General features: G+C 39.0%; 7 protein-coding genes. All 7 read left to right on the forward strand.

Features of this window, described 5'->3' with window-relative positions:
- The first annotated feature begins 113 nt into the window (after window positions 1-113).
- On the forward strand, window positions 114-878 hold the full coding sequence (locus AB6735_RS11710; protein WP_370996111.1) for a glycosyltransferase family 2 protein: 765 nt from the start codon (window positions 114-116) through the stop codon (window positions 876-878).
- An 852-nt stretch (window positions 879-1,730) separates the two neighbouring features.
- Entirely contained in the window at window positions 1,731-2,111 is a 381-nt protein-coding gene (locus AB6735_RS11715) for a hypothetical protein (protein WP_370996112.1), read from the forward strand.
- 192 nt (window positions 2,112-2,303) lie between these two features.
- Complete coding sequence (gene gntD, locus AB6735_RS11720) at window positions 2,304-3,317, forward strand: guanitoxin biosynthesis L-enduracididine beta-hydroxylase GntD (protein WP_370996113.1); 1,014 nt, start codon at window positions 2,304-2,306, stop codon at window positions 3,315-3,317.
- On the forward strand, window positions 3,314-7,246 hold the full coding sequence (locus tag AB6735_RS11725) for an amino acid adenylation domain-containing protein (protein ID WP_370996114.1): 3,933 nt from the start codon (window positions 3,314-3,316) through the stop codon (window positions 7,244-7,246). Before gntD ends, AB6735_RS11725 begins: the two co-directional genes overlap by 4 nt.
- A 116-nt stretch (window positions 7,247-7,362) precedes the next feature.
- Window positions 7,363-9,027 carry a PhpK family radical SAM P-methyltransferase gene (locus AB6735_RS11730; protein WP_370996115.1) on the forward strand — a complete coding sequence of 555 codons (1,665 nt, stop codon included), beginning with the start codon at window positions 7,363-7,365 and terminating at the stop codon, window positions 9,025-9,027.
- 244 nt (window positions 9,028-9,271) lie between these two features.
- Window positions 9,272-15,058 carry an amino acid adenylation domain-containing protein gene (locus AB6735_RS11735; RefSeq protein ID WP_370996116.1) on the forward strand — a complete coding sequence of 1,929 codons (5,787 nt, stop codon included), beginning with the start codon at window positions 9,272-9,274 and terminating at the stop codon, window positions 15,056-15,058.
- On the forward strand, window positions 15,055-16,671 hold a 1,617-nt coding region (locus AB6735_RS11740; RefSeq protein WP_370996117.1), incomplete at its 3' end, for a condensation domain-containing protein. The genes AB6735_RS11735 and AB6735_RS11740, both read left to right, overlap by 4 nt.

Genomic DNA, 16,671 nt, shown 5'->3' on the forward strand with positions numbered 1-16,671 from the left:
AACCGGATTTTATAAATGCCCGAAGATATGGGACTTATATTTTCCGGATAACCGAGGTAGATAAAATAAGCGAGCTATTTTAATTTGTTAATATAGACACTATATAAATTTACATGAATAATAGTCTTCCATTGATTTCGTGCGTCTGCATAACCGAAAATCGCCATGAATTCTTAAAGAAATCTATAGCGATTTATAAAATGCAGACTTATCAGAATAAAGAATTAATTGTGGTTTATAAATCTGACGACAGACAGACAAAATCAGTTCTGGAATCTGACGACTCTGAAGATATCATTCCAATTCCTGTTTCCCCCAACCAGGTACTTTCTCTAGGCCAGTTGAGGAATATTGGAATAAAATACGCTAACGGAAGTCTAATTTGTTGTTGGGACGATGATGATTGGTATCATGCGTCTAGGCTCGAATATCAGCAGGCTATGATTGATAAAACCAAAGCGATGGGGTCAATTTTAACGCAGATATTGGTGTATGATAAACCTAAGAAAATTTTTTATTACTCTTACGAAAGACTATGGGAAGGTAGTATTATGTGTGAAAAAGAAATGCTGCTTGATTTTCAGTATTCCAACCAGGACAAAGGCGAAGATACCCATTTAATAAATATATTACATGTAAACCAGATGCTGTGTCTGATCAAGGATAAGCCAAATCTTTACACCTATCAATATCACGGAAACAATACATGGGACTCTAGTCACTTTAATGATTTATTTAGTCTAAGCATAGCTTTGAAAAATGAAATTTCCGTTGAACTATCCAGGATAATAGACAAAGAGGAGTTTTCGTTGAATGATTCCTCTGAAGTCGACAATTTACTCGAAATTTCTCTTGCAGAGAACAAGAATAATAGCTGATCACGTTTTGCGGTCGCATGTTCAAAAGAACTGGGGCTTATCAATTGCCTCCATAGTTATTCTTGATCTGATAAATCCAGGGAAGGGGATAAAGATTAGAAAGATGTCATAAACTCTTAAGCAGCATTCATGATCGAGGCGACCATTAAAATGGTCGATAACCCGAAAGACCTGAGTGCCAAAAACGGAAATTAAGGGGATGGTTTTAACTGGTTTCCGCTGCTAAATTCCTCTGTCTGAAATTGCGTTTCTGAATAATGTGAAAACCAGTCTCTTTCATTTTGATAACTATTACCTGACGATGTCCGGATTACATTAGCGCCAAACCTTTAAGCTTTAATTGTCCCCGACTGCTGGAAACATAGTACTCGACTAAACTGCAAAATATCCATCTTTTCAGTAGCTGGCAGCCAGCTAAAAATTGACCGCCTGATTGTTATGATGGTATTAATAAGTTTACCAGATGGCAATTATTTGGCAGCATTAGTTCTTTTTCAGGAAATGATATAAGTGTTTGTAGGTATGATCCGCTGAAAAAAAGATAATTTTTGAACGATAATAATTTTATTGATTTAAGTAATAAATACGATTTTTCTGTCGGTAGGACTTATTAAAAAAAACAAAAAAACTATTAAAAAATAAATTTTATTAAACTAAAATAAACGTTTGGGCGTTTGTTTTCAGGAATAAGTAGTGATAGTCAGTTAAATAAATACAGGTTAAACGTTGCTTGTCGTTTTTTGAATTGGTATTTAATACTTAATAGTATGGAAATTAAATGTTGAAATTAAATAAATAAATTGTTGTATCTATTCTATTTTTTTTTATAAATTACTTGAAAATTAAATACCTATGAAAAGAATAATATTATTATCAATTTTTGTTTTATTTATTAGTGTTTGCAAATCTCAGGCGCAGTCCGTTTATCAAAAACAAACTGATTCCGTGTCAGCTTTGGTAGTAAAATATTTCAATGAGAGAGCCTCTGATAAATTGTATGCACTTACATCTAAATCTGTTCATTCAAAATTCAAGCCCAATCAATGGAAAGATATTTTTGAGTCAAACTTCTATCCTTATGGCAAAATAAAAGAAAGAAAATTCCTGAAATTTGAAATGGCAGTTGGAGCCTATAGGGTAGCGTTTGATTCGGGGACATTTCTTTTAATGACATTAAAAATTGGATCTGACAAGAAGATTGTTGATTTGAATTTTAATCCTTATAAAAAGTAAAGCCAAGAAAATATTTTTAAGTTTGGATAGGTCGCAGCAAACCCCAAGGACATATTCTGCTTATATTTTTCCATTTTGTAAGGCGTTACGAATTTACCAAATATGGATTCACCGGAATTGTTTTTTGAACCAATTCCGGTGAGTAAATCAATAAGTCCGACTATCTGAATTTTATCAAAGCAAGCCCGGGTAATGGATACTATTACAATCACGCTAGAGGAACTTGAACAAATAAGACGGTTATTGAAAATTAACAGTGAGTTTTCCTGTGGAGATTTCACACCGGTTGATCAGGGGAGCTTAAAAAAACTGTCCGTTGTCGCACATAAATTACCAGATAGAATAATAGATTTCTTAACCGGGTTTAAATATGCTGAGGACGGCGACGGGATTTGTCTGATACGGGGGTTCTTTATAGATGAAAAAAAGATTTTAGGAACACCAGGGACCTGGAACGATGATTCAGCGAACCGGAGGACTAAGGAAGAATCGTTGTTTCTGCTTCTTTGCGCCGCTTTTTTGGGAGACCCAATAGCCTGGAGTACACAGCAAGGAGGACGTATAGTTCATAATATTGTGCCCGTCAAAGGTGATGAATACAAACAGGTCGGGTCAAGTACCAAGGCTAAATTATGGTGGCACACAGAAGAGGCCTTTCATCCTTGCAGATGCGATTATCTTGGTTTATTATGCCTTAGAAATCGCGAAAAAGTAGCTACTACATATGCTAGTGTAAAGTCCCTGAATATTTCCGATGAGGTAAAAAGAATCTTATTTGGTCCTAATTTTACGATTTACCCAGATCTTTCGCATTTAAGTAAAGAACATTCATGGGCAAATGAGGATACCTCCGATAGTTCTCCCGTAATGGCACTCAAAGTACCTGTTTTATTTGGAGCATATGACGATCCGTATATCTGTATTGATCCTTTTTATATGGAAACGAATATAGATACAGAGGCGCATAGGGCTTTGCAGGAAATTGTCAAAGAAATTGATAATAATCTTAAATCTGCTGTCTTGGAACCCGGTGATTTGCTTTTTATGGATAACTACCGTGTAGTTCACGGCAGGGCTGCATTTGAAGCCGACTTTGGTTTTTCTGGCAGGTGGCTGAAACGTGTTAATATAACCCGAGATCTGAGGAAATCAAGAGCGCTCAGACAAAATGCAGAATCTAGAATTATAGAAACAATTTCGAGATGATCACGAACAGAGATTTGCATAGAAAAATTAGCGAAGATTTCTGGGTTGGAAAGTTGTCGAATCTCACACCTTTGCCATTTTATAAAAAAACGTCCGACAGCCTTGGAAAAAGAATCGAATACCTTCATAATGTACCCGCAGAGGCACTAGACAAGGTTGCTTTAGGTAAAGATTTCAATAAATCGTTGCTCCTTCTGGCAGCGCTTTATGCCTGGATTTGCCAGTATACGAATAATATCAATGACATTACGGTGGCCACATCGTCTTTTTTTGAAATTTCAAGTGATCCGGGCGAAGGCCTTTTATTTGTTTCAGCAACTGTTTCTGAAAATAATACAGTTAAAAGCTTCTTGAAAATTCTGCATGCAGAAATTCACTCCGCGTCTCAGAAGGCTGATTACGATTTTGCGAATTTAATAGATAGACTCTTAACTTGTGGTAAAGACAGTGCACTCGATAGATTTGTAAATTGTGGATTTTTCTTTGATAAGGTGAATGAGAAAGAGGCCAAACTGCAACAATTGAATCTTGTTTTCTCCTTTGAAGAAGATATTGCTGATCAATTAGTACTTAAATTAACAGCGAATGAGGATTTTTTTGATATTCAGGACCTGGAAAGTATTGCGGATCAGTATTCCCGGATTTTTAAAATAATTTTGAGTGATTTGGAAACCGGCATTTCAAATATCGGTCTCGCAACTGCAACTGATGTTCTATTAATTGAACAAATAAATAATAATAAAATTGATTTCGGATCCGGATCTTTTCTCGATCTGTTCAACGCAAATGTAAAGATCAACCCAGGTAAAACAGCCGTCGTTTATGGTAACAAACGTTTTACCTATGAGGAACTTGATTGCCTCGCTGAGAAGCTCGCCCTGTATATCCGGGGTAAGACAGATATTAAGGCAGATGATTTAATAGGGGTAATCGTCGGATACAGCGAGTGGAGAATTATCAGCATCCTTGCCATACTTAAGACGGGTGCCGGATATGTTCCTATCAAGGCGGAATTTCCATTAAACAGGATTGCATTTATGCTGAGCGACTGTGGTTGCAAAGTCGTTTTGTTTGATGAGTCTTTTGCTGAACTCGCACCAGAAATCAGCACGGAATTTAAAATATTGTTATCTGAGGATCTTTTATCTATTGACATTACACAGATGCTGCCCCTGCCTGTAATATTGCCGGAAAGCGTTTTTGTGGTTTTATATACTTCGGGGTCATCGGGACTCCCCAAAGGAGTTTTAATAGAGCATCGGAATATTTATGACCGTTTGCTGGGAGAAATTGAGCTTTATGGCATTGATGACAGGGTTACCACAATCCAGAGTTCTAATTATGCATTTGATTCCTCATTGCTTGACTTGTTTCTTCCTTTGGTAGTTGGTGGGAAACTTGTAATTCCTGAGGAGGAATGTATGAGTGATTATGAACAACTAGCGGGTTTGATAAATACTGAAAAAGTATCTGACATGCAGGCGAATCCCAACTTTTTGAAGGCCTTCATAGATACTTGCCTAAATTTGAACATCAAGTTTGACAATCTGCAGCGGATTTGGTGTGGGGGGGAATCCTTGAATCCTGTTTTGATTGACCTTATAAAATCGAACTATGGGCATGTGATGATCAATAATCACTACGGCCCGACCGAAGGCACTATTGATGCATTGGTTTTTACAAATATTGTCCGGTTTGAACAGAATATTATAGGAAAGCCAATTTATAACATGAGCGTTTTTATTGTAAACGACAAAATGCGTTTACAACCTATAAACCTCCCAGGAGAAATTTGCATATCGGGAAACGGTATAGCTAGGGGATATTTAAATTTACCCGAATTGACCAAAGAGAAGTTTATCACGAATCCCTTTGAGGAAAATGGCGTTTTATACAAAACCGGAGACCTGGGAAGATTATTAAAAAATGGGAATGTTGAATATCTGGGCCGTATTGACGATCAGATTAAAATAAGAGGTTATAGAATAGAGCTTGCCGAGATAGAAAATGTGATGCTTCGGAATCTGTATATAAACGAAGTTGTAGTTATTCCCAAAACGGATCAGGATGGCATGAAATTTCTGGTCTCCTTTCTCGTTGTCAAAGAACATTTTGAGTTAGACGAACTTCGTGGGTTCCTGAAAAAAGAACTTCCCGATTTTATGGTTCCTTCTTATTTTATAATATTGGATTCCCTGCCGTTGACTGCCACTGGAAAAATTGACAAAAAAGCGCTGTCTCAAATCGAAAATTTCGCAAATCGAAATCAGGAAGTAATTCACTTTCCACAAAATGAGGTTGAGGAAAAACTGTTGATAATTTGGAAAAAGACGCTTCAAAAAGAGGTGATCAGCACGGATCACAACTTTTTCGATATTGGTGGACATAGCCTTAAAGCTACCCAGTTACTTTTTTATATATTCCGTGAATTTGAGATAAAATTTACGTTAAGGGAAATTTTCAGCCATTCCACTATAAGGGGACTCTCCTTGCTAATTCAGAGTGCCGGACGGACGGCATATATTTCAATTCCAAAGGCCGAGAAAAAAGAGCAATATGCTGCTTCAAATGCCCAGAAAAGAATGTGGTTAGCATCGCAATTCCACAATAATTTATCAGCTTATAATTTGACCGACGGGTTTATTTTAGAGGGGGAAATAAATCCTGAAGCCTTTGAAATTGCATATAATAAGGTGCTCTCAAGACATGCAGGATTGAGAACGGTTTTTTTTATGACGGAAGATGATCTGAGACAGAAAATTGTTGACCATAGCCCTTTAATGGAAAAGACTTTTTCTTTTACAGATGTATCTTTTTTCAACAGTGCCGAAAAGTTTGAATATGAAAGTAAGATTACTGACAAATATGAGAATCTTCAATTTGATTTAAAAGAGGGGCCGCTCATTAAAGCGGATCTTGTAAAACTAGAAGATGAATTATTTTTGTATTTGTTTTCTATTCATCATATTGTCGCTGATGAATGGTCTCTCGAGATTTTCAAGGAAGAGCTGCTTTCTTTTTACAATTCCTTTTTTGAAAAAAACGATAACCAGCTCAGTCCACTACCTATTCAATATATAGACTATTCTGAATGGAAGAATAGCAGTATAACCAACGAACATCATGAAAAATTTTGGCAGAATATGTTCCTTGGTGATTTGCCGAATATGAATTTGCCATTTGATTTTGAACGGACCTGGGTGGCGGGTAAAGAAAGTAAAGTAAGAACTACGTTAGGAGAGGACTTGTCTAAGTTGGTCAGGTCTTATGCCAAGCAAGGAGACTCAACGGTGTTCATTACGCTGTTTTCCTTATTTAATGTGTTTCTGTATAAAATCTGTAATCAGAAGGACATTGTCGTTGGAACCATCACTGCGGGACGTGACCGTCAGGAAACTGAAAATCTGATTGGGTTGTTCGTCAATACGCTCGCTATAAGAACTATAATTGATGAAAATTCTTCTTTTATTCTCTTTTCTGAAGGAGTAAAGGACGTTATGCTAAATGCATTTCAAAATCAGGACTATGAATTTGAAGAACTGGTCAGCAAGTTGAAGATTGACAGGAATTTCAACCGTCATCCCTTGTTTGATGTACTCTTTGAATTTCAGAACTATATTGATTTTTCGGCTAGTAATTTTGTGGTTCGCCCCTATGACTATGAGATGCATCCAACTGCTAAATTTGACCTCGCTGTTTCAGTAGTAGAAAAAGAGTCAGAAATAGAGATCCTGTGGACATTTAACGATTCTCTTTTTGAAAAGGAAACACTATTCCGCCTGTCGCAATACTTCATAGATCTATGCCGAATGATTATAAACCGCCCAGAAGCAGCCCTGAAATCTGCTGCATTCCAAAGTAGATCCGGAGTAATGGCAGAAAGAGGTAATACAACTTTATTTAATGATGAGGCTTTATTCGACTTTTAAATAAAAAGATACAATAATATTAATTACTGGTTTGTCAGTATATAATTAATCTGATCCTGATAGACCATCCGAACATTGAACTAGTTTAGGTTAATTTTCTTTCAGAATTATATTATATGAAACGACATATTGATTGTTTATTTATCGGGCATAATGAAGTGCCATTCGAGGCATATGAAAAACAGGTAAGGCTGATGGGTGAGGATTCTGGTGCCTACCGGGATTTAAGTAAAAGTGTACTATATATCAACAGCCAGGCACATTCTATTACAGATGTCATAAACTTGGTGAGTAAAGAAGAAATTGAAAGGCTGAATGTGAAGCCCTTTAATATGCTGGAGACCCAGAGTAACACAATAGGGTATCTCGGAACTTTTTTACAAAGACGAGGCAAGACATTTGAGTATGTGAATTCTTTTCAAGATGAGAAAGGGAAATTAAAGGATATTTTAACAAACTGCGATGTTAAATCTGTCGGGATCATAACGACTTTATACGTTTCTGTTTTCCCGGTGTTGGAGATTATGGAATTTATAAAAAAATATAATACCAGTGCAAAGGTTATTGTTGGAGGACCGTATGTATCTACGCAGGTGAGGACACAGGATAAATCGGACTGTGAATATATGTTTAAGACTATTGGGGCTGATGTTTACGTCAACAGCTCTCAGGGGGAGGCAACGCTCGTTAAACTTATAGACGCGATTAACAATAACACAGGCTTTGCCAAGATAAAAAATATACATTATAAGGAAGGAGATAATTATATAATCACCCCTCTGGAAATTGAAGACAACAAGCTTCATGAAAATACGGTTAAATGGGAAGTGTTCAGCGATAGAGAATTTGAACATGTAGCAGTAAGAACAGCAATATCATGTCCATATAAATGTTCTTTTTGCGGTTTCCCCCAACACGCAGGCGCTTACCAGACGACGGAAATAGAACCGATTATTCAGGAATTGGACCTTCTGGCTGCGATGCCGAGCGTAAAGAGTGTCCATTTTGTAGATGATACTTTCAATATACCCAAGGAACGATTCAAGGAGCTTCTTCGGAAGATGATTGACCGCAAATACAAGTTTAAATGGCATTCCTATTACCGATGTCAGTTTTCAGATGATGAAACGTTGGAACTGATGAAAGAGAGCGGATGTGAAGGTGTATTTTTAGGTATTGAATCCGGCAGTAATGTGATCCTTAAAAATATGGATAAGGCAGCAACCTCTGAGCAATACAGAAGTGGAATAGGCTATCTGAAGAAATATGGCATTACTACATTTGGCTGTTTTATAATCGGATTTCCTGGTGAAACCCGTGAGACGATCAATGAGACGATAGATTTTATAGAAACCACCGGACTTGATTTTTATAGAATTCAGCAATGGTATCTTGAACCCATAACGCCAATCTGGAATCAAAAAGAGAAATATGGTATAAAAGGACAGAGTTTCGAGTGGGAACATGATACTATGGACTCCGCAACGGCTTGTGATATTGTCGATGAGATCTTCTTGACCGTGAAGAATTCCATTTATCTACCCCAGTATAACTTTGATTTCGATAATTTTTTACATCTGTTACACCGCGGGAAAAATGTTGCTCAGTTGAAAGAATTTTTAAAAGCTTTCAATATGGGGATAAGAGACCGGATACATAATCCGGGGCGTAAAGAAGCCAATTCAACTGTAGTGAATGAACTTTACCGATCCTGGAACGGTACATCGGACGAAAAGGTGTTGTCTTACCAGGAAGATGTTTCGGCATTGTTCAATTTTTAAAAAAACAGTGTCATAATTTTATCTTTTCGATCAGCGTGTTTGATCGGTTCTTCAGCCCTGTTCAATTTTTACCGGTGATATTTTCGGATTTATAAAATTAACACTCGGTATGCTCAATAATTAACAAATGCAAATCCGTTTTAAGCAAATGTTCTTAGAACGGTGAGGGATAAGAATAAGGAGTCACCAAATTAGTGTTGAGACAGAAATTAAGTCTGCTATTGATTATTGCAATTAGAATTCTATGATAAACCAGTTAGATAGAAACCTGTTACTTTCCAGTGAGAGTTATATTACGCAAAAGGAATACTGGAAATCCAAACTAGTACCGGATGATGACACAGAACTGCTTCATGCCCTGCTATTTTCCGAACATGAACCCGAATTTGTTGAACAGACAATAAACATACCTCAAAGTACACTGATCAATCTTAAGAATTTGGGCAGGAATACGAATTTATCGATCTATATTATTTTGTTGAGCGCAATTAAGATAGTTATAAAAAAATACAATGGAAGAGATTTGAATGCCGTTATTTCTCCTGTAAATTTAAATCTATCCGTTCCAGCATTAAATAGATATGTATTGATCCAGGACGCAATAAAAAATGACGAATCTTTCCGAGAAATTCTGATCAAAAGCGGAAAATCGGTTGTGGATGCTTATAACAATCAGGACTATCCAGCCGAAGAGTATTTAACGGATTTACAGGATGACCGCAGCTTTGGTAATGGCAGAATATCCAAAGTGATCTGCCATTTTATTGATATTCACGGGAAAGAGTTCATCCAGCGTCCGAATGATATCGGTTTTTACTTTGAACGGCATTCAGAAAGCATACAAGCTTTTTTGAGATATGATAAACTGTTATTCGAGGATTATTATATAACGCAATTAAACGGGCACTTTTTAACCGTTCTCAACAACGTTTTAACTGACGTTACCCAAAAGGTATCAGAAATAAGCCTGTATAGCGAGGCGGAAATTAATGATATCTTAAACAATGCCAGGAATGTTCCTCTTCCAGAAGGCACTTTTGTTGATCTTTTTAATCAACAAGTTCAAAGGAATCCAAGTTCGCCAGCAGCTGTATTGGACGAGACGGTTGTCAGTTATCAACAGTTGAATGAGCATTCAAATAAACTCGCTAATGTGTTGCTTGGAATAAAGAGGATCAATGAAGATGACATAATCGCAATTATCATAGACAGGTCACCTGTCATGATGCAGACCATTCTAAGTATCTGGAAATGTGGAGCAGCCTATCTTCCTATTGACCCAGTTTTGCCCGCTGTCAGAATTAATACTATTCTGACACATGCTGCACCGACAATTATATTGATCCAGGAAAAATATCTTTCTGAAGACCTAACTGCAAAATTCGGAGACCGTTTATTATTGATAGAAGAAGTTTTAAAAAAGGAACGAGCGGAATCCCCAGCCCCTCCACCAGTAAAAATTAATCCGTCTTCCCTTGCATATGTGCTTTATACGTCCGGGTCAACGGGAGCTCCCAAGGGGGTAATGATTGAGCACAAGGGAATGTTGAATCATCTATTGGCAAAGGTTGCCGATCTGGAGCTTTCCTATAGCAGTGTGTGTATTCAGAACGCTGCTGCCGGTTTTGATATATCGGTCTGGCAGTTTTTCTCCGTCTTACTGGTTGGGGGAAAAACTGTAATTATAAGGGATGAAGTGATACACGACATAACACGATTTCTTTATGCTGTACAAAAAGCTGAAGCAACGATTTTGGAGGTTGTTCCTTCTTACCTGTCCGTAATGCTCGATCAAATGGATCATGAGAGCCTAAAACTGGATCTTAAATATCTTTTGGTGACCGGTGAAGCATTCAAAGCAGGGCTCGTCAATCGCTGGTTCACTCTCTTTCCGACAATCAAAGTGATAAATGCATATGGTCCAACCGAGGCTTCAGACGACATCACCCACTATATTATGGATAGGCCGGCAAATGATGGTTATCTACCGATTGGCAAGCCTGTCCAAAATATGAATGTGTTTATTTTAAATGAAGATTTCGGACTTTGCCCAAAAGGCGTTAGGGGAGAAATATGTGTTTCGGGGTTAGGTGTTGGCAGGGGGTACCTGGCTGATAATTTACAGACTGAAGCCGTGTTTATAAAGAGTACTGACAAACGCGGACCTGGTTGCGCATTCTATAGGACAGGTGATTATGGAATGATACTTCAGGACGGGAATATCATCTATCAGGGACGCCGTGATCAGCAGGTAAAGATAAACGGACACCGGATAGAATTAGCGGAAATTGAAAAAACCATAAGTGAAAAAGACTTTGTTAACGGTTTTGTGGTCCTGGAATTGGTAAATTCTTCTGGCGGTAAATATCTGTGCGGCTATTATATTGTTAAGAGCGGGGCTACGTTAACAATGGAATATTTAAGAGCACTTCTGATGGCACGTTTGCCATTTTATATGGTCCCGGCTTTTTTAATTGAAATGGCTAGTTTTCCAACGACTGTAAATGGTAAAATAAATAAAAAAGCACTGCCGGTCCCGAGACTTATCAATACGGCACCTGGTACTCCTGGTTCATTTATTTCTCACATCCAGGAGAGGTTAACCAAAATCTGGGAACTTATTTTGGGTGTATCAAATATTTCGGTTACTGACAACTTTTTTGACCTAGGAGGACACTCGCTCTCTGTAGCCCGTTTAATTGTATACGCCCATAAAGAATTTGATATCGAGATAAGGTACGAAGATGTTTTCAGGTTTCCTACCATCGAAGAGCTGACGGAAGTACTTACAAATGCCGAGATTAACAAATTTGAAACGATAACACCAGCTCCCAGGCAGGAATTGTATGATGTTTCACAATCGCAAAAGCGCCTTTGGATAATAAGCCAGATGGAAGAGGAGAAGTATATTTATAACATACCTCAATCTTATGAACTTAAAGGAAAGTTAAATAAAACACACTTTTTTGAGGCTCTGGAAAGACTTGTTAAGCGACATGAGATTTTGCGGACAACATTTCTCAACATTGATGGCGAACCAAAACAAAAGGTCAATAGTTATGATGATTGCCGGTTTGTTCCGCGATATGTTGATTTATCGGAAAATAGCGCCGCAAACCATACTATTAGACAATTAATTCAGGAAGAAGAGAAGTTTCCGTTTGATTTGGAACAGGGACCACTGATTAGGGCTACGTTAATCAGGGTGGCCGCAGATAATCACGTTTTTTTATTCACTTTGCATCATATCATCGCGGATGGGTGGTCATTTGAAGTGATGAAAAATGATGTTTTTTTCAGCTATACCTCCCTAATAGAAAATGGCTTGGATCTCCCTGATTTGTCTATCCAGTATAAAGATTATGCCTGGTGGCAAAAAAAACAAATACAAAGTTCTTATTTTCAGAAACATCGGATTCATTGGTTGAATAAATTTCAAGATGAAATTCCGATCCTTGACTTACCAGCAGACTATGCAAGGCCCGCTGAGAAAACTTATAACGGAAAAAGTATAGACATAGGTTTAGGCGAAAGTATAACGAGGCAGATTAAGCAATTCAGCGAAAACAACGGGGTAAGCTTGTTTATGTTTTTGCTGGCTGCAGTCAAAACCTTGATGTACAGGTACTCCAGTCAGACTGATTTGATTATAGGAACACCGATTGCTGGTAGACTGCATCAGGATTTGGATAACCAGGTAGGCTTTTATGTTAACCTTTTACCAATAAGAACTATATTTTCAGGAGACGATACTTTTGCATCTTTTCTTCAGAATGTAAAGCAAAACGCTTTGTCTGCCTACGAACACGGACTTTATCCGTTTGATCATCTGGTTAATGAGTTAGCTATAGATAGGGATCTGAGCAGATCTCCTTTGTTCGACGTTTTGGTCGTATTGCAAAATACCGATTTCCAGGGTAATGGTGTTCAGTCAATGCCTGGCATTACTATTGAAAATTATCCGCTGGTAAGAACTGTTGTTAAATATGATCTCAGTTTTAATTTTTCCCAGGATGATAACGAAGTTGGGCTTTCTCTTGAATACAACAGCGATCTTTATTCCGATCAAAGAATGCAGAACCTAGTGACACATTTAATTAAGGTAATAGAGAACGCTATAGCTGACAGCAATCAAAAGATGCATCACATTTCTTATATGCTTTCGTCCGAAAAAGACCTTTTAATTGGTTTCAACAGGACAGAGAAAGTTTTGCCGGCTGATCATAATATTATTCATTTGTTGGAATCTCAGGCTGCGAGAACTCCTGATCTTATAGCACTTAAATTCAACTCTCACATTTATACTTACCGTCAACTAAATGACCTGATTAATCAGGTTGCAGATAGCTTAATTCTGGAAAAGAATATCAAGCCCGGCGATAAAATTGGTGTATTGCTTGACCGTGATGTATTCAGTGTTATTGCCATGGTTGCTGTACTCAAAATAGGTGCATGTTATGTTCCTTTAGAGGTAAATCTTCCGGATAACAGGATTGAATTTATTATTGGCGATTTAAGCCCTCATCTGATTATTGTAGATGAAAAAAATCAGAACCGACCCTTCCTGGCATCGCAACCATTAATTGTGGTCGAAGATATTGATTGCGGGTTATACTCCCCCGTTAATCCGGTAATAGATATTGGCCCCGAGGCATTTTCTTATATAATTTATACTTCAGGGTCTACCGGAAAACCTAAGGGAGTGATACAAACCCATCTGACATTATATAACCTGATCAGTTGGCAGATATCGACATGGAACCTTTCTCCGGGAAGCCGTTTTCTTCAGCATGCATCTTTCGGGTTTGATGCGTCGTTACATGATATCTTATTTGCATTATCTGTCGGCGGTGAAATATTTTTGCTTGACGAAGATCGCAGAGCTGATCTGAAGGCGATTAAGGAACTGGTTATTACTGAACGGATAGAGATTTTATGGTTCACATTTTCATCATTGGTGGCTTTGTTTGACGATCTGGAACCGTATTTTGCCGATTTATCTTTAAAACATATTGTTACCACAGGAGAGGCTGCAAATCTTAATAATTCTATTGGAAGGTACCTACAATTTGAGGCTGACGTTATTCTCCATAATTTTTATGGCCCCTCAGAAACTCATGTTGTGACCAGTTTTTCTGTTGGGAAGGATACAATTATAGAACATCCGGAAAACCTTTCCATCGGCTCTCCGATAATAAACACTAAAATCTATATTCTTGACGACCAGTTGAATTTGCAACCTCCCGGAATCCCTGGTGAGATTTATGTAGAATCTGATAATTTGTTTAAAGGATACCTGAACCAGGAAGAACTTACAAAACGCAGCTGTATAGACAATCCGAATAACCCGGGAACCCTAATTTATAAAACGGGTGATTTTGGCAGGTGGCTTTATAATGGAAATTTAGAATTTCTCGGGAGAAAGGATCAGCAAGTCAAAATCAGAGGATTCAGAATTGAACTAAAAGAAATTGAATCTTTCATTTTAAATTTTGAAGGAGTAGATAGTACGCTCGTCGTTTGTCGGGATTTGGCTGTCAGTAATAAGGCATTGATCGCCTACTTAACTGTCAGTTTTCCTGTTGACCTCGCACTTTTATATAATTATTTGCACAAATGTCTTCCTGAATATATGGTCCCGGTTCATTTTGTGATTCTTGATTCCTTTCCGCTGACGCTTAATGGTAAGATAGATGTTAAATCGCTTCCGGATCCGGATAAGACAATATTTGATCAGCAACATGTTTCTCCAGCAAATGAAACCGAGCATAAACTTCTGTCTATCTGGACGGAGCTTTTGGGAAAACAGGAAATTAGTACGCTGGATAATTTTTTCAAGATAGGAGGACATTCCTTAACTGCTACCCGTATGGCATCAAAAATTTTTAAAGAATTCGATGTCGACATTAATCTTAGGAAAATATATAAACATTCCAATATACAGGAGCTTTCTCTGGAAATAATGGCAAGCAAATGGGTTAATACACCTGTTACCGAGGATCAGCAAAACACTCAGAGAATTATCTTATGAAAGTGTCAGCATTGATTTCAGCCCTAATGGATCAAAAGATTCGGATCAGTCTTGAGGGTACTGATTTGGCTATCAGTGCCCCAGAGAACGTGTTAACCGATGCATGGGTCAAATTACTTGTTGAAAACAAAGCCCCCCTGATTAATTATCTCCAGAACCTTTCTGACAATACTTTTAACTCCATTGATAGAGTACCAGCAGGGCAGGACTATGCGTTATCCCATTCCCAGCGTCGGATGTGGATCATTGGTCAGTTGGAGCGAGGCATGGGTAAGACGGCGTATAATATATCAGGATGCTATGCTTTTGAGGGTCATCTAGACCTGAATAGCCTGGAGCGCGCGCTCCAGGCAGTTATGATGCGTCATGAGAGTTTGCGAACGGTGTTTATTACCGTGAACGGTGAGCCGCGTCAGCGGATACTGAGCGCGGAAGAGTTTGGGGACGCACTTAATTACGAAGACCTGAGCGGAATGGACGGAAGCGGGGATGAAGTATCGTCGCGTGTTCAATCGGCAGCTGAAAGCGGCTTTGATCTATCCACAGGACCTCTTGTACGGGCATATTTATTGAAAGTATCGGCGGAGCGGTATGTATTCCTGCTTACGTTACATCATATCATATCAGATGGGTGGTCGATGGCGGTTCTTGTGCGGGAACTGCTGCAGTTGTATAACAGCTACAGCTCAGGTATAGAAGATCCGCTTCCCCCGCTTCGTATCCATTACCGGGACTATGCGTCGTGGCAGAACGGTTTATTATCAGAAGGCGGCCTGGAAAGTTCCCGCCGCTACTGGCATGATCAGCTTGGCGGAGAGCTTCCGGTGTTGGAATTGCCATCGGACTACCGCCGTCCGGACATCAAGCAGAATAACGGCTCTCAGCAGTCGTTGTTATTGCCAGCAGCCGTTAACCAAGCCCTGAACGAGAAGAGCCGTTCAGCCGGAGCGACCTTGTTTATGATGTTGCTATCGACAGTAAAGGTGCTGCTTTACCGGTATACCGGTCAGCAGGACCTGATCGTAGGAACAGCGGTTGCCGGTCGGAACCATGTTGACCTGGAAGATCAGATCGGTTTTTATGTAAACACGTTGGCTTTGCGCACGCAACTGGAGGGGGATTGGGACTTTGACCATTTGCTGTCAGCAGTAAAAGAGGTAACGCTTGGGGCCTTTGAGCATCAGCAATATCCATTTGATTTGCTGGTTGATGAGTTGTCACCAGACCGGAACCTGGGCAGGATGCCGGTATTTGATGTGCTGGTGGTGCTGCAGAACGTAGACATCGGGGGTACAGGCGAGCCAGCCCGGGGTCTTGACCCGGTACAGGTCAGCGAATATGAGACCCCTGGAACCGTTGCCAAGTTTGACCTGACGTTCAACTTTCAGGAATCCCCCTCTGGGCTATTGCTCGAGGTGGAATACAGTACGGATCTGTTCAGCAGTGATCGGATAAGCCGTATGCTGTCCCATTATGGTCAGCTAGTTCGGGAAGTTCTTCGGGACAGCAGCCAGGCGATCGGGAGGCTGGACTACCTGTCCGCATCGGAGCGGGAAGAATTACTGAGCAGTTTCAGTCATGGCGCTGTAACGGAGTACGGGGATGAAGATACG

Source organism: Mucilaginibacter sp. RCC_168 (genome assembly GCF_041355315.1).
Lineage (GTDB): Bacteria > Bacteroidota > Bacteroidia > Sphingobacteriales > Sphingobacteriaceae > Mucilaginibacter.